The organism is Rhodococcus tukisamuensis NBRC 100609, assembly GCF_001894985.1.
Lineage (GTDB): Bacteria > Actinomycetota > Actinomycetes > Mycobacteriales > Mycobacteriaceae > Rhodococcus_G > Rhodococcus_G tukisamuensis.
In genome coordinates this window covers 254457-275670 of record NZ_BCXG01000002.1, presented here as the reverse complement: position 1 = coordinate 275670, position 21214 = coordinate 254457, and the positions used below count along the sequence as shown (strand labels likewise).

The following is a 21214-nucleotide window of genomic DNA, read 5'->3' as shown; positions in this document are numbered from 1 at the left end:
TCCGTGCCGGCCCGGTGCGGGTCAGCTGGCGCCGGCCAACTCGCCGGCGGGCTCGTCGTCCTTGCCGAGGAACATCGCTGAGGCCGCGAAGAAGCACAGCGCACCGACGAACGTGCCACCGGTCGCGAGCACGTCGTCCATCACCGTGCCGTCCCGGGTGATGAACGCGCCGACCGCCGAGATCCCGAACGCAATCGATCCGAGCATGTTCAGCCACACGCTTTGCCAGTCCCTCGATCCGGGTTCCCAGATCTGGTTGACCCGCAGCAACATCAGGACGGCCAGGGCGCTACTCAGCAGGAAGGCGACCGACCCCTCGGCGTTCGGATTCCACACGAGATGCTCTTCGCCCTTGATGGTGTGAGCGTGCAGTGCGGCGCCCGTGCTGATGTTGAACAGCAGTGTCCCGAGGAGTTGGGTGGCTGCGGAGAGCCATTCCGCTCGGATGGCCGGCTTGCCCTGGTCGGTCGTGGTCGCCGGCCCGCTCAGTACCAGTTGCACGAAGGCGGCGGCGGTGAAGAACCAGGATCCGACGAAGAAGACGGTGTTGGCACTGGCGGTGCCCATCGCCGTGGAAATCCAGGGTGCGGATCCGAGTGCGAACAGCAGTGCCCCGATGGTGAATCCCCATGATTGCATCCGCAGCGTCGGGTGAATCAGCATGGGCCGCAGTCTAGTTGGCGTTGTATGTAAAATGTACGATTTGCTGTCAGCGCGTTGAATTGCCGAGTGGTAGTCCTCTGCCGTGCCCCGGGCTCAGACCAGCGGCCGCCTTGATCGCGATTGCACTCAACACCCAGGCCGGAACCAGGACCCTGACGGGACTCTCGACCGGCACACTCGACACCCTCACCCGGGCGGAGGCATCGAACCTGGTCACCAATGCGGTTGCCGCGGTGCAGAAGAGCGCCTCGAGATCCCGACTTGTTCGCATGGATCGAGGTCACGCGCGAGACGATCGAGCAGGACCCGGTGCACCTCCCTGATCCGCCGTGACATGCACTGGATCTGTCAGGAACGGCGTGTGTGCTCCGCGGACTGCAACAAAGCGCTCGAGCGCGGCAGGAAACGCGCCTGGTGATCTGGTGCGGGCTGTCAGCTGCGAGCGTTGCGGGGATGGGCCTTTGGTCACTGGTATCGATCCTGTCGCAGACCTTCCCGACCCTGCGGTGGCTCGAGGACCACGGCTGGACGACGAGCCCGGTGTCGGCGCGCTTGTCGCCGCGGGCGAGGACGGAACCGACGAGTCGGATCGATGCGGTGTGGTCGGGGAGGATCCCGACCACGTCGGTGCATCGGCGGATCTCCTTGTCGTTGGATCGGAGCTAGGTCAGCTCGGTCCCGTTGGCGCGGCCGCCCTTGAGCCACCGCCCGGGCAGTCGGCCGGCGAGGTCGCCCAGCGGCCCGACCGCGGAGCTGAGCACCCCGACCGTCTCGCGGAGCAGTTCGATGCTGTCGCCCATCTTCTCCAGGTTCGGGGCCAGGGCCGCCAGCGTCTCCGACAGCGACACGATCTGGTCCAGCGGGCCGCCCTCGGCGATGATGCGTTCGACGGCGCCGTCCTCGGCGAGCAGCGTCTCGAGGATGCCGCCCTCCTCGAGCGCGCGGTCGATGAGGCCGCCCTCCTTGGTGAGGGTCTCGAGCGGTCCGGCGCTGGCGGTGAGCCGTTCGAGCGGGCCGTCCTCCGCGGTGAGTCGGTCGAGCAGGCCGCCGGGGGCGAGCAGTCGCTCGACCGGGCCGTCCTCGTCGAGCAGTCGGTCGACCGGTCCGCCGGTGGCGAGCACCCGCTCGAGCGGCCCGCCGGGCTCGATGATTCGCTCGAGGGTGCCGCCGGGGGCGGTCAGCCGGTCCACCACGCCGCCCGGTTCGAGCAGCCGGTCCAGCGGACCGCCGGGCCGCATCGCCTGGCCCAGCGGTCGCTGGTCGGAGGCCAGTTCGGCGACCTGCTGCAGCAGCTTCAACGGGCCCGACGGGTTGGCAGAGGACGCCGCGCCGCCCGAGGACGCCGACAACATCAGCCGTGCGGCACTGAGCGCGGTCTCGGCAACACCGAGGGCCGAGTCGGCGAGCGAGAGACTCGCCCGGGCCGGCAGTGTGACGAGCGCCACCAGGTTCATGCGGTAACTGTAACCCGGTGCCGATGGACAATTCGGGCTCCGAGCGGCGCGGACGCAGGGCCTGTCAGTGCAGGACCTTGAGCCCGACCACGCAGCCGACGATGCCGAGGATCAGCAGGACCTTCACCACCGACGCGGACTCGCTGCCCGTGACCATGGCGTAGGCCACGGTGAGGCTGGCGCCGATGCCGACCCAGACCGCATACGCCGTGCCGATCGGCAGGGTGCGCATGGCGTAGGCCAGGCCGGCCATGCTGGCGACGATCGCGACGCCGAACACCGCAGTGGGTGCGAGACGGCTGAAGCCGTCGGACTTGCCGAGGGCGGTGGCCCAGACGGCTTCGAGGACACCGGAAATGACGAGAATGATCCATGCCATGGTGACTGATTCTCCCAAGGCACCGTCTTGTCGCTGTCCGGGTACGGTGCGCTCGTCCGGGGTGTCAGAGTGACGCCACCACCGTAGCAAGAGCTCACGGTCGAACCGAAGCCACTGTGAGCAATCTGTCCCGGCGGTCGCCGCGCGGCTCACAGGAAGTTCCCAGCGAACCATCAGCCGGCGGACAGGGCCCGCGGTGATGATGGGGAACGTGAGTGCCAACCGAACCGAAGCCCGGGTGCTGGTCGTCGACGACGAGCCGAACATCGTCGAACTGCTGTCCGTGAGCCTGCGCTTCCAGGGATTCGAGGTGGCGACCGCGTCCAACGGCGCGGAGGGACTCGACCGGGCGCGGGCGTTCCGGCCCGATGCCCTGATCCTCGACGTGATGATGCCCGGCATGGACGGCTTCGGCTTGCTGCGCCGGCTGCGCGCGGACGGCGTCGATGCGCCGGTGCTGTTCCTCACCGCGCGGGATGCCGTCGACGACAAGGTCACCGGGCTGACCCTCGGCGCGGACGACTACGTGACCAAACCGTTCAGCCTCGAGGAGGTGGTCGCGCGACTGCGGGTGATCCTGCGCCGCGCCTCCCGGGACGGCGACGTCGTCCCGCCGTCCCGAATCCGGTTCGCCGACATCGAACTCGACGACGACACCCACGAGGTGTGGAAGGCCGGCCAGCCGGTGGCGCTCTCGCCGACCGAGTTCACCCTGCTGCGGTACTTCATGGTCAACGCGGGCGTGGTGCTCAGCAAGCCGCGGATCCTGGATCACGTGTGGCACTACGACTTCGGCGGCGAGGTCGGTGTGGTCGAGTCCTACGTGTCGTACCTGCGGCGCAAGGTGGACACCGGGGACACCCGGCTGATCCACACGCTGCGTGGCGTCGGGTACGTCATGCGCGAGCCCAGGTAGGGGGCGTGATGCGCCCACTGCGCCGGATGCCGTTGCGGTTCACCCTGGTCGCCGCGCTGCTGGTGCTCGCCGGTCTCGGCCTGCTGGCGTCGGGGGTCGCGGTGACCTCGGCCCTGGAGAACTCCCTGATCGCCCGCACCGACGCGACGTTGCGCGACGCCGCGCACGGCTGGGCGAAGCCGCGGGGGGACCGGCCCCTGCCGCCGCCGGGCGAGGCCGGACCCGCCCGGCCGCCCACCCAGTTCTACGTGCGCACGGTGACGAACGACGGGACGGTGAACCCGCCGATCAACGACGGCAAGCTCGACCCGGACCTGCCGGCGGACCCCGGCCCGGACCCGGTGACGGTCGGCTCGATCGGGCACCCCGACCAGCACTGGCGGGCCCTGACCGCCGTCACCCCCGAGGGCGCCGTCACGGTCGCGATCCGGCTCGCCGACGTCGACCAGACCGTGGAACGGCTGGTCGGACTGCAGGTGGGGATCGGCGTCGTGGTGCTCAGTGTGCTCGGCGTCGCGGGCTACCTGGTGGTGCGCCGCAGCCTGCGTCCGCTGGTGGAGGTGGAGCACACGGCGGCGGCGATCGCGGCGGGCGACCTGCACCGCCGGGTCCCCGAGCGTGACGAGCGGACCGAGATCGGCCGACTGTCGGTGGCGCTCAACGGGATGCTCACCCAGATCCAGACCGCGTTCGCCGCAACCGAGGCGTCCGAGGAGTCGGCCCGGCGCTCCGAGGACCGGATGCGCCGGTTCGTCGCCGACGCCAGCCACGAACTTCGCACCCCGCTGACCACCATCCGCGGCTTCGCCGAGTTGTACCGGCAGGGCGCGACCACCGACACGGACATGCTGATGGCGCGGATCGAGGGGGAGGCGTCGCGGATGGGCCTGCTTGTCGAGGACCTGCTGATGCTCGCCCGGTTGGACGCGCAGCGACCGCTCGCGCAGGAGCACGTCGACCTGCTGACGGTGGCCTCCGACGCCGTCCACGACGCCCGCGCGATCGCCCCGGACCGGGAGATCGCGCTGGAGGTGGTGGACGGGCCGGGCTGCCCGCAGGTGCTCGGTGACGACGCGCGGCTACGGCAGGTGCTGACCAACCTGGTGAGCAACGCGCTCGGGCACACCCCGGACTCGGCCTCGGTCACCGTGCGCGTCGGCACCGTCGGGCCGCACGCGTTGCTCGAGGTCGCCGACACCGGTCCGGGCCTGGACGAGCAGGCCCGCGAGCGGGTCTTCGAGCGGTTCTACCGCGCGGACACCTCGCGCACCCGGGAGTCCGGGGGCAGCGGCCTGGGCCTGTCGATCGTGGCGGCCCTCGTCGCCGCGCACGGCGGCACCGTGACCGTGGACTCGCCCGCGGCGGGCGGCGCGGTGTTCCGGGTGCTGCTGCCGCGTGCCGATGGAGGCGCTGACGCCGACGTGGCGGCGTCGCCTTCGCGTACGGCCTCGTGGTCGGCAGACCCGGAGCTCAAGTGACCAGGCCCGCCCGGAACGCGGTGAGTGCCGCCTCGACTCGGTTGCGGGTGCCGAGCTTGGTGAAGATCGAGGATATGTGGGTTTTGACGGTGGTTTCGCTGAGGAACAGGGCGGCGGCGAGGTCGGCGTTCGATGCACCGGTTGCCAGGGCCCGTAGTACTTCACGTTCACGCTCGCTGAGCGTTCCCAGATTGGCCGGCGCCGCCGCATGAGTCGTGGGTGACGGTGGTGTCCTGCCGACGATGCGCCGCAGTGACTCCTGGCTGAACAGGGTGTTGCCGGCGGCCACCGCGCGCACCGACTGGTGGAAGGTCTCGGGGGCTTCGTCCTTCGAGAGGAAGCTGTGGGCTCCGGCGGTCACTGCCTGGATGACGAGGTCGTCGACGTCCATCGCGGTCATCGCGATCACACGAGGCGGATCCGGAAGGGTCATCAGGTGGCGGGTGGCCTCGAGACCACCGACGCGCCGCATCTTCAGATCCATCAGCACCACGCGGGGGCGGTGGGCCGAGACAGCGGCGGGGACCTGGTCCCCGTCATCGACGCCGGCGACGACGGTGATGTCGGCGGCGGCGGCGAAGATGTCGGCCACTCCACGACGCACGAACGGGTCGTCGTCGACGATGAGCACGGTGATGACGTCGGATGCAGTCATGGTGCCGTCAGGCTATTACCCGGCGGCACAGGCCGATCAGGAGGGCGGGTGCGTTCTGTTCAGGCGTACCAGGGGAGCCAGCAGTCAACGACGAACTCGGTGCCGAGTACTCCGGCGTTGAGGGTGCCGCCGATGTCGCGGGTCTGTTCGGAGAGCCCGCGCAGGCCAGACCCTGACCCGGGCGGGACTGTCGGGGGCTGTGCGCTCAGGGCGTTGCGGATGTCGATTCGGATGCCGAGCTCGGCGGCGCCGCTGATTGCGATGCGGATGGTCTGGTCGCTCGCGTACTTCTGGGCGTTGGTGAGCGATTCCTGCACCACGCGGTAGGTGACGTGGCCGGACACCGTCCCGACGTCGCCGGGTCGAAGGTCTGTGAACAGGGTGGCGTGCAGGCCCGCGGCGCGCGCGGATTGCACGAGCTCGGCGACGCTGTCGATGCCCTGGTGTCCGCTCGGCCGGGCGCCGGCCGACGCGGATCCACGGAGCACTCCGACGATGTGCTTGAGATCGTCGAGTGCGTCGTGAGCGGTGGAGCGGATCATCGAGGCGGTGTTGGCGACCTTCTCCGGGTTGTCGGCGCCGTTGACCTGGAGCGCGCCGGCGAACAGCGAGATGCGACTCAGGCTCGCGGCAAGGGTGTCGTGCATGTCCCGGGCGATCCGGGTGCGCTCCTCGGTCCGGATCACCTCATCGCGCATCACGGAGGTCTGCTCGGTCGCGACGTCGCGGCTGTGCTCGGCTTCGGCCAACTCGGATCGGGTGTGTTTGAGCATCGCCCCGCCGACCACGAGCGCGACCAGCACCGCGGCGACGAACCACGGAATCCACGGTGCGATATCCCATTCCGGTTTCGGTGCACCCACCTCCGGCCTGGTGGCGCCCATCGTCAGAACCGAGTTGTCGCGGGTGCGGTGGGCGTCGTAGGTCAGCGACACGGCGCACGCCAGGAACACCGCGATCGCCGCGGCGGCCAGTCGCTCGCCCCGCTCGGTCTTCGCGATCGCGTAGAGCACGATCAGCGCCGCCGTGGCGTCAGTCGAAAAGAACAGGGGCCCCGCCAGTGTCAGAGCGAGGACCAGCCAGGGGCGCTCATGACGCCACACCAGAGCTACGGCGGCACCAAGGTTCAGCATCAGGCCGAGGGCGAGGTTCAGGTCGTGGACGTTGCCCGAGTCGGCGGACAGCCCGAGGGCCATCAGGGTGCAGAAAACGCTCAGTGTCACTGCGCCCGTCGTCCAGGCGCGGCGACGGATGATCTCGGTTTTCGCAGTCACCGAATGGAGGCTACGCAATGACCACGGCGGTCCGGCAGGACCCGAAAGGTGGAGTTCCGGGACGAGGTCCGACCGAAAGGACGACCGGTTCCGCCCGATCGGACGAGGCGCCGCGGCCGCTGGTCGAGTGAGCTGTGAGCACTACCGAATCCGCCGCAAAGGAGCTCACCGATGACCGACCCGAATCAGCCCTACCCGCAGCAGCCGCCGGCGAAGAAGAAGCGCAAGATCTGGCCGTGGATCGTCATCGGGGTCCCGGTACTGCTCTTCGGCGGCTGCACGGTGGCGATGGTCTCCGCAGTCGGCGGCGACGAGAGCGCCACCGTCAGTTCGGGTTCGAGCGACGGTGGCGGCGCTCCCGCGGCGAACAGCGGCCCGGAATTCCCTGGCAAGCTCGCCAAGGACACGTCCGCGATGGCCGGCGACACGATTACCCGGGATGGTCTTGCGTACACCGTGACGCCGCTCGAGCAGGGGAGCAGCGTCGTCGGGGACTACATGTGCAGCAACGTCACCATCAAGAACGTCGGCGACAAACAGAACGACTTCAACGGCTACATCGACTGGAGCATGCAGGACGCGAACGGCGCGATCCGCGACGCCACCTACGCCCCCGATCACGAACTGCTGGAGTCCGGACAGCTGGCGCCGGGCGGGCAGGCATCGGGAAGCGTCTGCTTCGACGCCCGCCAAGGTGCCGCGTCCGGAACCTACGTCGTGCTGTTCAAGGACACCTTCTCGATGTCCTCCGACCGGGTCGCCTGGATCAACACGATCTAGGGCCGAGTCGGACGAGGCCGCCGCGCGAGGATCGCGGCGGCCTCGTCCGAAACCACGGACAGCCCGGCTCGTGGTCCTTCTGGCCCGCAGGGGGGACCAGAAGGACTCACGAGCGACGGAGTCGCCTCAGGTCAGGACGGACTCGTGCACCGCGCGGTCGAAGGTCGGCAGCGGGCCGCCGTTGCGCAGCGTCTCCGTGATCCGCGGGTCGGCCAGGTGCAGCCGGCCGATGGCGGCGAGGTCGAATTCGCCTGTCCCGATGCGGCGTTCGAGCTCGGCGATGTTGTCGACGCTCTCCACACTGCCGCCGGCCAGTCGCCCGTCACGCAGCGACTTGCCGAGGCCGACGCAGCCGACGCTCATGGTGATCGCCCCGGTGGTCTTCTTCGCCCAGCCGGCCAGCGACAGGTCGCTGCCCTCGAACGCGGGCGCGTCGAACCGGCGCGAGCTTGCGTCGAGGACGTCCGCGCCGGCGTCGACGATGGCGCCCAGGATCAGGCCGAGCTCCTCGGGGGTCTCCGCGATCCGGGCCGTGAAGTCCTGCTGCTTGTGCTGCGAGAACCGGTACACGATCGGCAGGTCGTCGCCGATGGCCTCCCGGATCGCGCGGACCACGGCGACGGGGAACGCGGTGCGGCGCTGCAGGTCTCCTCCCCAGGCGTCGTCGCGAAGGTTGGTCGAGGACCACAGGAACGAGTCCAGCAGGTAGCCGTGGCCGCCGTGGATCGCGATGCCGTCGAAGCCCAGCTCGACGGAGGTGCGGGCGGCGTCGGCGTAGGCGGCGATGACGGCGGCGATGTCGTCCTCGGTCATCGCGGCGGTCTCCGGCACGGCCCGGTCGACGTACTCCTGCGGGTACGAGGTGACGCCGGGTGTGCCCCACACGCCGGACGGGCGCATCGGTGCGATGTGCGGCATGTCGGTCATCGCGCCGAAGAGGGGCCCGACGTGCCAGAGCTGCGGGACGATCCGTCCACCGGCCTCGTGCACCTGGTCGACGACGCGGCGCCAGCCGTCGCGGGCCGCGGGGGTGTGCATGTTCGGTACGTCCGGGTGGTCGATCGCGCTGGGGTGGTCGATGCCGACGCCCTCGGTGACGATCAGCCCGGTGCCGCCCTCGGCGCGGCGGCGGTAGTACTGCGCGACGTCCTCGGTCGGCACCCCGCCGGGGGAGAAGGTGCGGGTCATCGGGGACATGGCGATGCGGTTGGGCAGCTCGAGCCCACGGATGCGCAGGGGCTGGTGGAGCGGGGATGCAGTGGTGGTCACGCTAACAACCAATCGCTCGGGCGGTGCGAATGCATGCCGAATCCCGGTTAGCGGGACCCGCGGCCGGTCGGACGTCGACGCGCGACCGACGCGTCGGCCCTCGCGAGGCTCGCCCCGCGGTGCTCACAGCTCCTCCACGAACGACCAGAATCCGGGCGTCTCGTCGACGCGCAGGCGGGTCAGCTTGCGGTAGCTGATCAGCCATTCGCCGTCGACCTTGCGGTAGGTCTCGTGGTAGTGGCCGTACCCGTGCAGGTGGTGCTCGGTGGTCTCGTCGGACCACCAGAGCTTGTCCTCCATGGACCAGATCCCGGTCGCGGTGGTCGGTGAGGTGAGGGTGATCTCCGGGCAGTGGGCGTGGTGGACGGTGGTCACGAAGACCGGGCCGTCGAGGAGCCGGCTGATGGCGCGGGTGAGCGCCTCGCCGCCGACCACCCGGTTGGCCTCGCCGTCGGTCCCGGGCTGCTTGTCCGCCGGCAGCCCGCCCCACGACTGGCTGACGATGTCGTCGGTGTGGAACGACGCGTAGCGGTCCCACTGCTTGGTGTCCATGCACCGCAGTCGGGCCGCGAAGAGTCGCTTGATGGCCTCGACATCGGCGAGTTGGCCGGCCAACTCGGTGGGATCGGGTCCGGTTTCGTTCACTGTTTCTCCTGGTCAGTAGCTATTTTTCTGGCTGCCGGCGGGTCTGGACCCGGGCGACCGGTTGATATGACGTAGATCATACGCTTAGATCGATCAAGCGCTTGATTGGTGATCGGCCAATCATTTGCTTGGGGTGCGTGAATCGGCCGAGTGGTCGCCAGGCGCGCCACGTCCAGTTGCCCTCCGGAGCCGGCCGTACCGCGGCCCCGGATACCAGGTAGGAGTCCGAAGTGAAGAAGTTGACAGTCTCGACGCTCGCCCTGATCGGGGTCGGTGCGCTGACCCTGGCCGGCTGTTCGAGCGGCGCCGACGCGGGCTCGAACGGTGAGTTCAATGTCTACGTGGCGGCCGCCATCAGCGGCCCGGACCAGCTGGCGAAGAACGCCAAGACCTCCGCACTGGCGGTCGAGGCCAGCGCCAAGATCGCCAACGAATCCGGCGGCGTCAACGGCAGGCAGATCAAGGTGACCGTCCTCGACGACGGCGGCGACCCGACCATCGCGGTCTCCAAGCTGCGGGAGATCGCCTCGGGCAAGACCAAGCCGGACCTCTACGTCAACACCGGTTCCTCGACCGTCGGCACCGCGACCGTCCCGATTCTGACCCAGAACAAGATCCTGTCGTTCACGATGAGCCCCACCGCATCCGGGGCCGATCCCAAGGTCGCGCCGTACAACTTCGACATCTCACCCAGTGCCGAGGTGTACGCCAAGGGCATTGCCGCCTTCATCGCCGGCAAGCAGTACCAGGACGTCGGCATCATCCACGGCAACAGCACCTACGGCGAGAACTTCGGCAACGCGATGGTCGCCGCGCTCGGCTCCGCCGGCGTCAAGGTCACCGAGAGCAAGGAGTACGACACCGCGGCGCTGGACATGACCGCGCAGCTGCAGTCGCTCAAGAACGCCGGCACCAAGGCCCTGGTCGTCGACGCCTACGGCGCACCCCTCGGCTACCTGATCCAGAGCCTCGAACGGCTCGGCTGGGACGTCCCGCTGATCGGCAACAACTCCGTCGCCGGCACTTCGTCGATCGCGACCCCGCCGCCCGGCGGCTTCCTCGGCGTCCCGCAGACCAAGGACATGGTCATGCAGATGTTCCACAGCACCGCGTACGACCCCGCGGACGAGCTGGTCAACACCGCGGTCGACACGATGGCCGGCATGGGGACCATCGCCTCGACGCTGATCGTCGCGGCCTCCTACGACGCCGTCCCGATGGTCGCCGCCGCCGCCGAGAGCGCAGGCAGCACCGACCTCGACAAGCTGGTCGACGCCATCGAGGACATCGAGGTGCAGAAGCAGGCGAAGACCGCGATGATCCCGGTCCCGAACTACAGCGCCGAGAGCCACAGCTCGAACCCCGACGCCTCGACCTTCACCTACATCGCACCCACGCCGCTGCTCAACGGGCAGTTCGCGAACCCGGCCGCCGGCGGGGCCTGACATCCGATGACACTTCTGTGGTCAGGACTCGCGCTCGGCGCGGTCTATGCGTTGGTGGCCATCGGCTACAACATCGTCTACATCTCCTCGAAGGCCTTCAACTTCGCGCACGCGCAGTTGATGATGCTCGGCACGTTCGTCGCCTACACGGGTCTGGTCACGCTGGACCTGCCGGTGGTGGTCGTGGTGATCATGGCCATGCTCGTCGTCACGGTGGTGGCCGGGCTCGAGGAGGTGTTGGCCATCCGGCCGGTCTCCGATCACCGCACCCTGTTGGTGACTACGCTCGGCGTCTCGATCCTGCTCGACGGGATCACCCAGCTGATCTGGGGCCGGGACCCGCTTTCCGTCCCGTTCACCGGCGGTAACAACGTCGTCGAGATCCTTGGTGGCCGTACCTATCCCGCGGAAATCGCACTGCTCGTCGTCGCCGTCGTGCTGGTGGTGGTGCTCAGCCGCTTCACCAAGATGAGCCGCTACGGTCTCGCGCTGGTCGGCATCTCCGAGGACGAGGAGGCCGCCAAGCTCAAGGGCATCAACGTGCGCGGCTTCATCTTTGCCGCGTTCCTGCTCTCCGGTGCCATCGCCGGCCTGCTCGGCGTCTTCGTCGGGCCGAAGACCTTCGCGGTCGCGACACTCGGAACGTCGTTGGCGCTCAAGGGCTTCGTGGCCCTGGCCATCGGTGGCTTCGGCTCGCTCTACGGAGCGCTGATCGGCGGACTGTCGGTCGGCGTCATCGAGGCCGTCGCGACCTATCAGCTCGGCGCGCAGTACAGCAACCTCACGGTCTTCATGGTGCTCATCGTGATCCTGATGATCCGGCCCGCCGGCCTGTTCGGCAAAGTCAAGGAAAGGGTGGTGTGACCATGTCCGCGTGGCTAGCCATTCGGCGAATTCCCAGCTGGGTCTTCCCGCTCGCGATCGGCGTACTGCTGATCTTCCTACCGGCCTTCGGGCTCGGGTACAGCACCACCCGGAACATGCAGCTGGCCTGCATCCTGGCGCTGGTGGTCAGCGGCCTGAACCTCAGCCTCGGCTATGCGGGTGAGCTGGCCCTCGGCCAGGCCGCGATGTACGCGGCCGGTGCCTACACCGCCGGACTGCTCTCCGTGCACGGCCACACCGACCTGATCGTCCAGATCGTCGCGGCCGGCGCGGTCGCACTGCTCGTCGGCCTGCTCACCGGCATCCCGGGCCTGCGCCTGGGCAGCTGGTCGTTGGCGATGACGTCGTTCTTCCTGGTGCTGCTGATCCCCGACATCCTGTCGATCTTCAGCGAGACCACGGGCGGCAAGAACGGCCTCAGCGGGATGGAGCAGGCCACCCTCTTCGGTTCCGTGATCGACTCCGACAGCTTCTACGTGGTCGTGGTCGTGGTGATGATCGCGTGGTTCGCGGTGCTGCGGAACCTGGTCCTCTCGCGGCACGGTGTGGCATTCCGGACGCTCAAGCAGAGTCCGGTTCTCGCTTCGGCGCAGGGCATCTCGGTCTACCGGATGAAGCTGACCGGCTACGCCATCGGTGCCATCCCGGCCGGCCTGGCCGGTGCGCTGTTCGCCAACACCGACCTCTACATCTCGCCGATGTCCTTCGGCTTCACCTTTGCGATGACCGTGCTGGCGGCGAGCATCCTCGGCGGCTCGGCCAGCATCTACGGCGCGCTGGCCGGCGCGCTGATCATGCAGTTCGGCCCCAACCAGTCCACCGAGTTCCAGGACTACGCGCTGATCTTCTACGGCATCTTCCTGATCATCGGCGGGGTGCTGCTCAGCGGCGGTCTGGCGAAGTTCGGCAAGCTGGCCATCGAGAAGCTCGACCGTCGCGCGGGGTACGTGCCGGCGACACCGGCGGTCGACCCGGCCGCGGCGGGCGCCGGCGGCGGGCGGATCGACGGTCAGCTCCTGGTGGTCGACGGGCTGGAGAAGGCCTTCGGCGGCAACAAGGCGCTGAACGGGGTGAACCTGACGGCCCGCCCCGGCGAGGTGACCGCGCTGATCGGGCCCAACGGATCCGGCAAGACCACGTTGATGAACATGATCGGCGGCTTCTACCGCTCCGACGCCGGCGTCATCGCGCTCGGCGACGGCGAGCTGCAGACCCTGACCTCCGACGCCGTCGCGCGTCGCGGCGTGGCCCGCACCTTCCAGACCCCGAACATCCCCGAGGACATCACCGTCCTCGAGTCCGTGCAGACCGGGCGGTACAGCACCGACCGGGTCTCCATGGTCAGCGCGATCCTGCGACTACCCAAGTACCGCAGGGTCGTTCGCGACGACCGAGCCGAGGCCATGCGGGTGCTCGACCTCGTGGGTCTGGCCGACCAGGCCAACGAGAAGGCGTCGGACCTGCCGCTGGGCAACCGTCGTCTGCTCGAACTCGCCCGCGCGGTGGTGGCGCGGCCCGCGTTGTTGCTGCTCGACGAGATCGCGTCGGGACTCGACGAGGACGAGATCCTTCGCCTGGCCGAGCTGGTGCGCCAGATCCGGGCGTCCGGCGGCACGGTCGTGCTGGTCGAGCACAACTTCGACCTCGTGCTCAAGCTCGCGGACGTCATCTACGTCCTGGCCCGGGGCGAGGTCATTGCGCAGGGGCCCCCGGAAGAGATCGAGACCAACCCCCGGGTGCTCACCGAGTACCTCGGGATCAGCGTGGAGGAGGTGTCGTCCTGATGTCGGAACAGGGATTGACGGTCGAGCGGCTGGCCACCGGCTACGGGGACATCCGGGTGGTCACCGACGTGAGCCTGACGGTGCTCCCGGGGAAGATCACCGCGCTGCTGGGCCGCAACGGCGCAGGCAAGACGACCACGTTGCGGGCGATCACGGGGCTGAACAAGGCGAGCGCCGGCACGGTCCGGCTCGAGGGGAAGGACATCACCTCGATGCCCGCGCACAAGCGGGTCGGCGCCGGACTGGCCTACGTGCAGGAGGGCAAGAAGGTCTTCCGGGAGCAGACGGTGGACCAGAACCTGGTGCTCGGGGGCTTCTCCCGCGGGCTGGGGCGGCGCAAGCTGGCGAACTCGCTCGACGACGTCTACGACATGTTCCCGATGCTCGCCGAGCGGAAGAACCTGTTGGCCGGGGCCATGTCCGGCGGTCAGCAGCAGATGCTGGCGATCGGGCAGGCGCTGATGTCGCAGCCGAAGGTGCTGCTGCTCGACGAGCCGTCCGGCGGCCTGGCCCCGGTCATCGTCAAGGACGTGCTGCGCCAGGTCGAGGCGCTCAAGGCCCGCGGGCTGGCGGTGCTGCTGGTCGAGCAGGAGGTGGACACCGCGCTGTCGGTTGCCGACCACGTGACGGTGATCGACATGGGCAAGGTCGTCATGGACAAGCCGGTGGCGGCGATCACGAACCGGGACAGCCTGCGCGAGGCCTACCTCGGCCGCGCGGACATGTCGTCGGTGACCTGAGCGACCGGCCCCACGACGCACGCGACCCCGCCCGGCAGCAGCCGTGCGGGGTCGCGGTGTGTCGGGTGGGGGAACTCGGTCAGGCGGGGACGTGCGCGCCGTGGCCGGCCTCGCGCAACGCGGCCTTGATCTTCGCCTGCGCCTCGTCGAGGGACTCCGGGGACGGCGACGGGTCCGCCCCCGAGATGTTGAAGTCGTGGAGGGTGAACGCGGGGAACACGTGCAGGTGCAGGTGCGGCACCTCCATCCCGGCGATCAGCAGGCCGGCGCGCGGTGCGTCGAAGCCGGCGCGCACCGCCTGGCCGATCACCTGCGCGACCCGGGTGCACTTGGCCAGGACCTCGCCGTCGAGGTCCTGCCACTGGTCGATCTCCGCGCGGGGGACGACGAGCGTGTGCCCCTGGGTGATCGGGTTGATGGTGAGGAACGCGACGACCTCGTCGTCCTCCCAGACGAACCGGCCCGGGAGGTCGCCGGCGATGATCATGCTGAACACGGATGCCATGCCGCGATTATGCCGGGTGAGCCGTTTCGGCGGCGAGATGCACTCGGGCGTCGTCGTAGCCGGCGGAGCCCGCGGCTTCGGCGGAGGTGTAGATCAGGTGCAGCACCCCGGTGGTGAACGTCTGGGCGGAGATCAGGCGCAGCGGGATCGGCGTGCCCTCCTCGAACAGCCGCTTACCGCTGCGCAGTGCGATGGGGTGGACGAGCAGATGCAGCTCGTCGATCAGCCCTGCTGCCAGCAACTGCTGGACGATCGACGGGGAACCGCTCATGGCGATATCCGTCGCGCCCGGCTGTTGCTTGAGCTCGGTGACGGCGTCGACCAGATCGCCCTTCAGCTGTTCGGAGTTGCGCCAGGTGAATTCGAGATCCCGACGGGAGACGACGACCTTGCGGGCATCGCCGAGGGCCTTGGCCATGCCGGCGTCCTCGCCGCCCGCGGCTTCCCGCCCCGGCCAGGCTCCGGCGAAGCTGTCGTAGGTCTCGCGGCCGAGCAGCAGGGTGTCGGCGGACGCGAGCTGTGCGCCGACGGCCGCGCCCATCTCGTCGTTGAAGTAGGGGAAGTGCCAGTCCTGAGGTTCGCCGACGACGCCGTCGAGCGAAATGAACAGGCCTGCGGTGATTCTGCGCATGGGAGTACTCCTGGCGGTGTTGTCGGGTGTGGGTGTGGCCTGGATCAGATGGCGTATTTTGCTGTACCGGTGAGGAATTCGCCGGTGGGTGGGGTGAGGAGCGCGATGTTCGGGTTGTGGCTCAGCTTGGCCAGCTCCACGTGTTGGGCGTTGGGCAGTACCGCGGTGATCGCGCGAGCGGCGGTGCGCAGCAGATCACCGCTCTTTCCGCCGGAGATGACCAGGGTCGGCACGGTGATGTCGGACCAGTCCGCCGCGCGCAGCGGTTCGCCGCGCATGTAGTCGCCCATGACGGCCCAATCATGGGCCGTCGCAGGGGCGGTCGCCTTCAGGCTCTTCCAGAACGGCGTGAACCGCATGACGGCGACGAAGGGGCGGGGCATGCCCATGGCGTGGGTCATGTAGAACTTCACGACCTCGGCGCGGCGGTCCTCGGCGATCAGCTTGTGCAGCGTGACATGGAGATTCGCGGCGGGAACGAAGTTCTCGTGGTTGACGACGAACGGCGGCTCGAAGGCGATCACCTTGGTGATGCCGGGCACCCGGCCCGAGGCGGCCGCCAGCAGTGCGAGTCCCGCGCCGGAGGACCAGCCGAACAGTGCGGCGGCTCCACCCGTCGCCTCGACCAGTGCGGCGATGTCGTCGATCTCGTTCTCGACGTCGTACACGCCCGGCGAATCGGTGCTGTCGCCCCGGCCTCGACGGTCGTAATTGATGACGGTGAGACGGTATTCATCGGCCAGCTTCTGGGCCTGCTCCACCATTTTCGGGAAGGTGCGGTAGCTGAATGCACCACCGACGAGAATGACTGTTCCGGCATCGCCACCGACATAGCGGTCGAAGGCGAGCGTGATTCCGGCTGGTGTGGTGATGGATTCCATGATCTGAGTCCTTTCGTCGAACTCTGTTCTCACCGTGCGGTGGGTTCGGCAATAGAGACGGCGGTCGGCACCGGCACTCATCGCCACCGCCATGTGACGTAGGTCACATCCCGCGTCCGCAGGAAGTTGCCAGGCGCGGTCCAGGGACACCACAGGTTCGGCCGTGAGGGTGGGCCGCATGACGAACTCACTGGTCCGGGGCGAGACGGCACCGGAACCGCCACCGGACACCCGGACCGTGGCGCTCGACGTGGTGGTACCGGTCTACAACGAGGAACGCGACCTCGAACGCTGCGTGCGCAGGCTGCACGAGCACCTCGGCGCGCACGTCCCCTTCCCCAGCCGGATCACCGTCGCCGACAACGCGAGCACCGACGCGACGCTGGCCATCGCGCACCGGCTGGCGGCCGAGATCGACGCGGTGCGGGTGGTGCACCTCGACGAGAAGGGCCGCGGTCGCGCGTTGCGCACCGTGTGGGGTGCCTCGGACGCCACCGTCGTCGCCTACATGGACGTGGACCTGTCCACCGACCTCAACGCGCTGCTGCCACTGGTGGCGCCGTTGGTCTCCGGGCACTCCGACCTGGCGATCGGCTCCCGGCTGGCGCGGTCGTCGCGGGTGGTCCGCGGGCCCAGGCGGGAGGTGATATCCCGCTGCTACAACCTGATCCTGCGGGGCGCGCTGCGGGCGAAGTTCTCCGACGCGCAGTGCGGGTTCAAGGCGATCCGCACCGACGTGGCCCGGCAGCTGCTGCCGCTGGTGCAGGACACCGGCTGGTTCTTCGACACCGAACTGCTGGTGCTGGCCGAGCGGGTGGGCCTGCGGATCCACGAGGTGCCGGTGGACTGGGTCGACGACCCGGACTCCACCGTGGACGTCGTCGCCACCGCGACCGCCGACCTCAAGGGCGTGGTCCGCGTCGGGCGGGCGCTGGCCGCCGGGTCGCTGCCGGTCGCGGCGCTGCGCACCAGTCTGGGCCGCGAGCCGCTGGTGCCGGGGGTGCCACCCGGGATGGTCGGCCAGCTGGTCCGGTTCGGCGTGATCGGCGTGGTGTCCACGCTGGCCTACGCGGTGCTCTACCTGCTGGCGCACCCGCTCTTCGGCGCGCAGGCCGCGAACCTCCTCGCACTGCTCGTCACCGCCGTGTTCAACACCGCGGCGAACCGGGCCTTCACCTTCGGGATCCGCGGCCGGGAGGGGGCGGCCCGGCACCAGCTGCAGGGCCTGGCGGTGTTCGCGTTCGGCCTGCTGCTCACCAGCGGCTCGCTGCTGGTCCTGCACCGCGCCCTGCCCGACGCATCCCGGCACCTCGAACTCGCGGTGCTCGTCGTCGCCAATCTCGTTGCCACACTGACCCGTTTCGTCGCCCTTCGCCGGGTGTTCCGGAGCCACGACCAGGAAGCCACGCTGTGACCACGACCGAGATCGAACCCGACACCACCGTGCCAGACCGGACCGGCGGGTCGCCCGCTGCCGGAGACCCCACGCCGCGGCGGAGCTGGGAGTCGTGGGCGCCGGCGCTGCTGCTGCTCGGTACCGCCGTCGCCTACCTGTGGGGGCTGGGCGCCTCCGGCTGGGCCAACTCCTTCTACTCCGCCGCGGTGCAGGCCGGGTCGGTGTCCTGGAAGGCGTTCTTCTTCGGCTCGTCCGACGCGGCCAACTCGATCACCGTCGACAAGCCGCCCGCCTCGCTGTGGATCATGGCGCTCTCGGTTCGGGCGTTCGGGCTCGGCTCGTGGAGCATCCTGGTCCCGCAGGCGCTGATGGGCGTCGCCTCCGTCGGGCTGCTGTGGGCCACCGTCCGGCGGCACTTCGGCGCGGCGGCGGGCCTGCTCGCGGGCCTGGTGCTGGCGCTGACCCCGGTTGCGGTGCTGATGTTCCGGTTCAACAACCCGGACGCCCTGCTGGTGCTGCTGACCCTGGCCGCGGCCTGGGCGCTGCTGCGCGGCGTCGAGGACGGGCGCACCCGCTGGCTGGTGCTCGCCGGCGTGTTCGTCGGCCTCGGGTTCCTGACCAAGCAGCTGCAGGTGATGCTGGTGGTGCCGCCGCTCGCGCTGACCTACCTGCTGTTCGGGCCGCCGCGGCTCGGGCGACGGATCGCGCAGCTGTTCGCCGCGCTGGCGGCGACGGTGGTTGCCGCCGGCTGGTGGCTGCTGGCCGTGGAGCTGTGGCCGGCCTCGTCGCGCCCGTGGATCGGTGGCTCGCAGAACAATTCGATCCTGGAGCTGACCCTGGGCTACAACGGCCTGGGGCGGCTCAACGGCGACGAACGGGGCAGCGTCAATGGCGCCGCGGCGGGCCCGCCCGGGGGCGGCGGCGGAAGGTGGGGGAGCACCGGCCTGGCCCGGATGTTCGAACCCGCGCAGGGCGGGCAGATCGCCTGGCTGATCCCGGCGGCCCTGATCCTCGGGGTCCTCGGAATCGTCCTGCGGGGCAAGCTGACCCGGGTGGATGTGCCACGGGCGGCGCTGGTGCTGTTCGGTTCCTGGTTGCTCACCGCCGGCCTGGTGTTCAGCTTCATGGCCGGGATCTTCCACTCCTACTATACCGTGGCGCTGGCCCCGCAGATCGGCGCGCTCGTCGGCGGCGGAGCGGTGCTCGCGTGGCGCAGCCGCGGCGCGGCCTGGGTGCGGGTGGTCTCGGCGCTGACCATGCTGGCGACGGCGTGGTGGTCGTGGGAGCTGCTGGGGCGCAGCCCGTCGTTCCTGCCGTGGCTGCGCTGGGCGGTGCTGGTGGTCGGCGTGGTCGCGGCGGTCGCGCTGCTGGTGCCCCGGCTGACCGGTCGGCTGACGGCGGCGTCGGTCCTGGCGGTGGTGGTGGCGGCGCTGGCCGGCCCGACGGCCTACGCGCTCGACACGGTCGGGACCCCGCACGCCGGGGCGTTGAACACCGCGGGACCGGCGGTGGCCGGCGGCATGGGCGGGTTCGGCGGACACGGCGGACGGGGCGAGTTCCCCGGCGGCGGCATGTTCCCCGGCGGCGCCGGGCCGGGCGGACAGGTCCCGGGCGCCGCGCAGCTGGGCGAGATGTTCGCGGGCGGTCCTCCCGGGGCGGGCACTGACGGTCGGGGAGGCGGCGGTGCCGGCGGCGCGGCGGGCAACCTGCTGCGGGGCAGCGAGCCGGGACCGGAACTGACCGCGCTGCTCGAGTCCGGCGGGGACGGCTACACCTGGGTGGCGGCGACCGTCGGGTCCAACAGCGCCTCCGGCTACCAGTTGGCGACGCAGCTGCCGGTGATGCCGATCGGCGGGTTCAACGGCAGCGACCCGTCGCCGACCCTCGCCCAGTTCCAGCAGGATGTGGCGGCGGGACGGATCCACTACTTCATCGGCGGTGGCGGCACGACGGGCGGCCGGGGGGAGGGCGCCGGCTCGGCGATCGCCGAGTGGGTGACGCTGAACTTCACGCCCAGCACCGTCGACGGGGTCACGTTGTACGACCTGACCGCGCCCCAGGTGCAGGCAGGGCCGTAGTCTGAGGTCCGTGCGCGTACTCGTTATCGGCTCTGGTGCCCGTGAACATGCCCTGCTCCTCGCCCTCGGTCGCGACCCGTCCGTGACGGCGCTGATCTGTGCGCCCGGCAACGCCGGAACCGCGAAGATCGCGGAGCAGCATCCCGTCGACGTCGCCTCCGGCGAGGCCGTGGTGGCCCTCGCCCGGCAGGTCGACGCCGACCTGGTGGTGATCGGCCCCGAGGTGCCGCTGGTGCTCGGCGTCGCCGACGCCGTGCGGGCGGCTGGCATCGCCTGCTTCGGCCCCTCCGCCGACGCCGCCCGGATCGAGGGCTCCAAGGCCTTCGCCAAGGACGTGATGGCGGCCGCGGGTGTGCGGACCGCGCACAGCGAGATCGTCGACAACCCGGCGCACCTGGACGAGGCGCTGGACCGCTTCGGGCCCAACTGGGTGGTCAAGGACGACGGGCTGGCCGCGGGCAAGGGCGTCGTGGTCACCACCGACCGCGACGCGGCCCGGGCCCACGCCGCCGAGTTGCTCGAGTGCGGTCACCCGGTGCTGTTGGAGTCGTTCCTGGACGGCCCCGAGGTCTCGCTGTTCTGCCTGGTCGACGGAGAGACCGTGGTCCCGCTGCTGCCCGCGCAGGACCACAAGCGGGTCGGCGACGGTGACACCGGCCCGAACACCGGCGGCATGGGCGCCTACACGCCGCTGCCCTGGCTGCCCGACGGCGCCGTGCAGCAGATCGTCGACGACGTGGTCGCGCCGGTGGCCGCCGAGATGGCCCGTCGCGGCTGCCCGTTCAACGGCCTGTTGTACGCCGGCCTCGCGATGGGGGCCCAGGGCCCGGCGGTGGTCGAGTTCAACTGCCGCTTCGGTGACCCCGAGACCCAGGCCGTGCTGGCGCTGCTGGAGTCGCCGCTCGGCGAGGTCCTGGGCGCCACCGCCACCGGCACCCTCGCGGAAGCCGCGCCGCTGCGCTGGACCGAGGGCGCCGCCGTCACCGTGGTGCTGGCGGCCGAGAACTACCCCGGCACCCCGCGCACCGGGGACGCGATCTCCGGCGCCGACGCGGCGGGGGTGCTGCACGCCGGCACCGCGCTGCGCGAGGACGGCGCGGTGGTCTCCGCGGGCGGACGGGTACTCAGCGTGGTCGGCACCGGCACCGACCTGTCCGCGGCCCGCGCGGACGCGTACGCCCGGCTCGCGGATGTCCGGTTGCCGGGCGGTCATTTCCGCACCGACATCGGACTCGGCGCCGTCGAGGGACGAATCGGCATCTGACGGGGAATCCCACACCTTCCAACGCCCCCTCCGGCCATCGCCGGAGGGGGTGTTGTCATGTGGGGCAGTCGGCTCGTCTCGGTGCAGACCGC

At 69.9% G+C, this 21214-nt stretch carries 20 protein-coding genes and 1 riboswitch; of the genes, 10 read left to right on the top strand and 10 right to left on the bottom strand.

The window, feature by feature from the left end; genetic code table 11:
- Nucleotides 1-21: 21 nt before the first annotated feature.
- The 3 genes from RT2_RS03360 to RT2_RS03345 form a co-directional block, all read right to left on the bottom strand.
- Nucleotides 22-663: a hypothetical protein gene (locus tag RT2_RS03360; protein ID WP_072843100.1), complete on the bottom strand. Its 642-nt coding sequence runs from the start codon at nucleotides 661-663 to the stop codon at nucleotides 22-24.
- A 662-nt stretch (nucleotides 664-1325) separates the two neighbouring features.
- Nucleotides 1326-2117, bottom strand: coding sequence for an ABC transporter (locus RT2_RS03350; RefSeq protein WP_072843098.1), 792 nt, complete (start codon nucleotides 2115-2117; stop codon nucleotides 1326-1328).
- 64 nt (nucleotides 2118-2181) lie between these two features.
- Nucleotides 2182-2496, bottom strand: a complete 315-nt coding sequence (locus RT2_RS03345) for a DMT family transporter (RefSeq protein ID WP_072843097.1) — start codon at nucleotides 2494-2496, stop codon at nucleotides 2182-2184.
- A 16-nt stretch (nucleotides 2497-2512) separates the two neighbouring features.
- Nucleotides 2513-2577: riboswitch (guanidine-III (ykkC-III) riboswitch) on the bottom strand.
- A gap of 118 nt (nucleotides 2578-2695) precedes the next feature.
- On the opposite strand from RT2_RS03345, the gene RT2_RS03340 reads away from it, so the two are divergent.
- Nucleotides 2696-3412 (top strand): response regulator transcription factor, encoded by a 717-nt coding sequence (locus tag RT2_RS03340; RefSeq protein WP_072843096.1) that lies wholly within the window; start codon nucleotides 2696-2698, stop codon nucleotides 3410-3412.
- Between the two features lie 8 nt (nucleotides 3413-3420).
- Entirely contained in the window at nucleotides 3421-4890 is a 1470-nt protein-coding gene (locus tag RT2_RS03335; protein WP_083577036.1) for a sensor histidine kinase, read from the top strand.
- Here RT2_RS03335 and RT2_RS03330 read toward each other — a convergent pair.
- Together RT2_RS03330 and RT2_RS03325 are read right to left on the bottom strand one after the other, a co-directional pair.
- On the bottom strand, nucleotides 4883-5545 hold the full coding sequence (locus RT2_RS03330) for a response regulator (RefSeq protein ID WP_072843095.1): 663 nt from the start codon (nucleotides 5543-5545) through the stop codon (nucleotides 4883-4885). The two genes, RT2_RS03335 and RT2_RS03330, sit on opposite strands and share 8 nt — an antisense overlap.
- Nucleotides 5546-5604: 59 nt before the next feature.
- Complete coding sequence (locus tag RT2_RS03325) at nucleotides 5605-6819, bottom strand: sensor histidine kinase (protein WP_371851133.1); 1215 nt, start codon at nucleotides 6817-6819, stop codon at nucleotides 5605-5607.
- A 171-nt stretch (nucleotides 6820-6990) separates the two neighbouring features.
- On the opposite strand from RT2_RS03325, the gene RT2_RS03320 reads away from it, so the two are divergent.
- A complete protein-coding gene (locus RT2_RS03320) occupies nucleotides 6991-7599 on the top strand; it encodes a DUF4352 domain-containing protein (protein WP_072843093.1) in 609 nt (202 codons plus the stop codon).
- A gap of 126 nt (nucleotides 7600-7725) precedes the next feature.
- Here RT2_RS03320 and RT2_RS03315 read toward each other — a convergent pair whose 3' ends face one another.
- Both RT2_RS03315 and RT2_RS03310 read right to left on the bottom strand, forming a co-directional pair.
- On the bottom strand, nucleotides 7726-8868 hold the full coding sequence (locus RT2_RS03315; RefSeq protein ID WP_072843092.1) for an oxidoreductase: 1143 nt from the start codon (nucleotides 8866-8868) through the stop codon (nucleotides 7726-7728).
- Between the two features lie 123 nt (nucleotides 8869-8991).
- On the bottom strand, nucleotides 8992-9513 hold the full coding sequence (locus RT2_RS03310; RefSeq protein WP_072843091.1) for a nuclear transport factor 2 family protein: 522 nt from the start codon (nucleotides 9511-9513) through the stop codon (nucleotides 8992-8994).
- 230 nt (nucleotides 9514-9743) lie between these two features.
- Between RT2_RS03310 and RT2_RS03305 the strand changes: the two genes are divergently transcribed.
- From RT2_RS03305 to RT2_RS03290, 4 genes are read left to right on the top strand one after another with little or no spacing between them, the layout of a single operon-like run.
- A complete protein-coding gene (locus RT2_RS03305; protein ID WP_072843090.1) occupies nucleotides 9744-10958 on the top strand; it encodes an ABC transporter substrate-binding protein in 1215 nt (404 codons plus the stop codon).
- A 6-nt stretch (nucleotides 10959-10964) separates the two neighbouring features.
- Nucleotides 10965-11822 carry a branched-chain amino acid ABC transporter permease gene (locus RT2_RS03300; RefSeq protein ID WP_072843089.1) on the top strand — a complete coding sequence of 286 codons (858 nt, stop codon included), beginning with the start codon at nucleotides 10965-10967 and terminating at the stop codon, nucleotides 11820-11822.
- A 2-nt stretch (nucleotides 11823-11824) separates the two neighbouring features.
- Nucleotides 11825-13627, top strand: coding sequence for a branched-chain amino acid ABC transporter ATP-binding protein/permease (locus tag RT2_RS03295; protein ID WP_072843088.1), 1803 nt, complete (start codon nucleotides 11825-11827; stop codon nucleotides 13625-13627).
- On the top strand, nucleotides 13627-14367 hold the full coding sequence (locus tag RT2_RS03290) for an ABC transporter ATP-binding protein (RefSeq protein WP_072843087.1): 741 nt from the start codon (nucleotides 13627-13629) through the stop codon (nucleotides 14365-14367). Before RT2_RS03295 ends, RT2_RS03290 begins: the two co-directional genes overlap by 1 nt.
- Nucleotides 14368-14446: 79 nt before the next feature.
- Here the strand turns inward: RT2_RS03290 and RT2_RS03285 are convergent, their stop codons facing one another.
- The 3 genes from RT2_RS03285 to RT2_RS03275 are packed head-to-tail and all read right to left on the bottom strand — an operon-like array spanning nucleotide 14447 to nucleotide 16384.
- Nucleotides 14447-14872, bottom strand: a complete 426-nt coding sequence (locus tag RT2_RS03285) for an HIT family protein (protein ID WP_072843086.1) — start codon at nucleotides 14870-14872, stop codon at nucleotides 14447-14449.
- Between the two features lie 7 nt (nucleotides 14873-14879).
- On the bottom strand, nucleotides 14880-15503 hold the full coding sequence (locus tag RT2_RS03280; protein WP_072843085.1) for a dihydrofolate reductase family protein: 624 nt from the start codon (nucleotides 15501-15503) through the stop codon (nucleotides 14880-14882).
- A gap of 44 nt (nucleotides 15504-15547) precedes the next feature.
- Complete coding sequence (locus RT2_RS03275; protein WP_072843084.1) at nucleotides 15548-16384, bottom strand: alpha/beta fold hydrolase; 837 nt, start codon at nucleotides 16382-16384, stop codon at nucleotides 15548-15550.
- Between the two features lie 178 nt (nucleotides 16385-16562).
- On the opposite strand from RT2_RS03275, the gene RT2_RS03270 reads away from it, so the two are divergent.
- The 3 genes from RT2_RS03270 to purD are packed head-to-tail and all read left to right on the top strand — an operon-like array spanning nucleotide 16563 to nucleotide 21122.
- Nucleotides 16563-17798, top strand: coding sequence for a bifunctional glycosyltransferase family 2/GtrA family protein (locus RT2_RS03270; RefSeq protein ID WP_072843083.1), 1236 nt, complete (start codon nucleotides 16563-16565; stop codon nucleotides 17796-17798).
- A complete protein-coding gene (locus tag RT2_RS03265; protein ID WP_083577035.1) occupies nucleotides 17795-19858 on the top strand; it encodes a glycosyltransferase family 39 protein in 2064 nt (687 codons plus the stop codon). The genes RT2_RS03270 and RT2_RS03265 overlap by 4 nt, the downstream gene beginning before the upstream one ends.
- Before the next feature lie 10 nt (nucleotides 19859-19868).
- Nucleotides 19869-21122, top strand: coding sequence for a phosphoribosylamine--glycine ligase (purD, locus tag RT2_RS03260; RefSeq protein WP_072843082.1), 1254 nt, complete (start codon nucleotides 19869-19871; stop codon nucleotides 21120-21122).
- The last annotated feature ends 92 nt before the right edge of the window (nucleotides 21123-21214 follow it).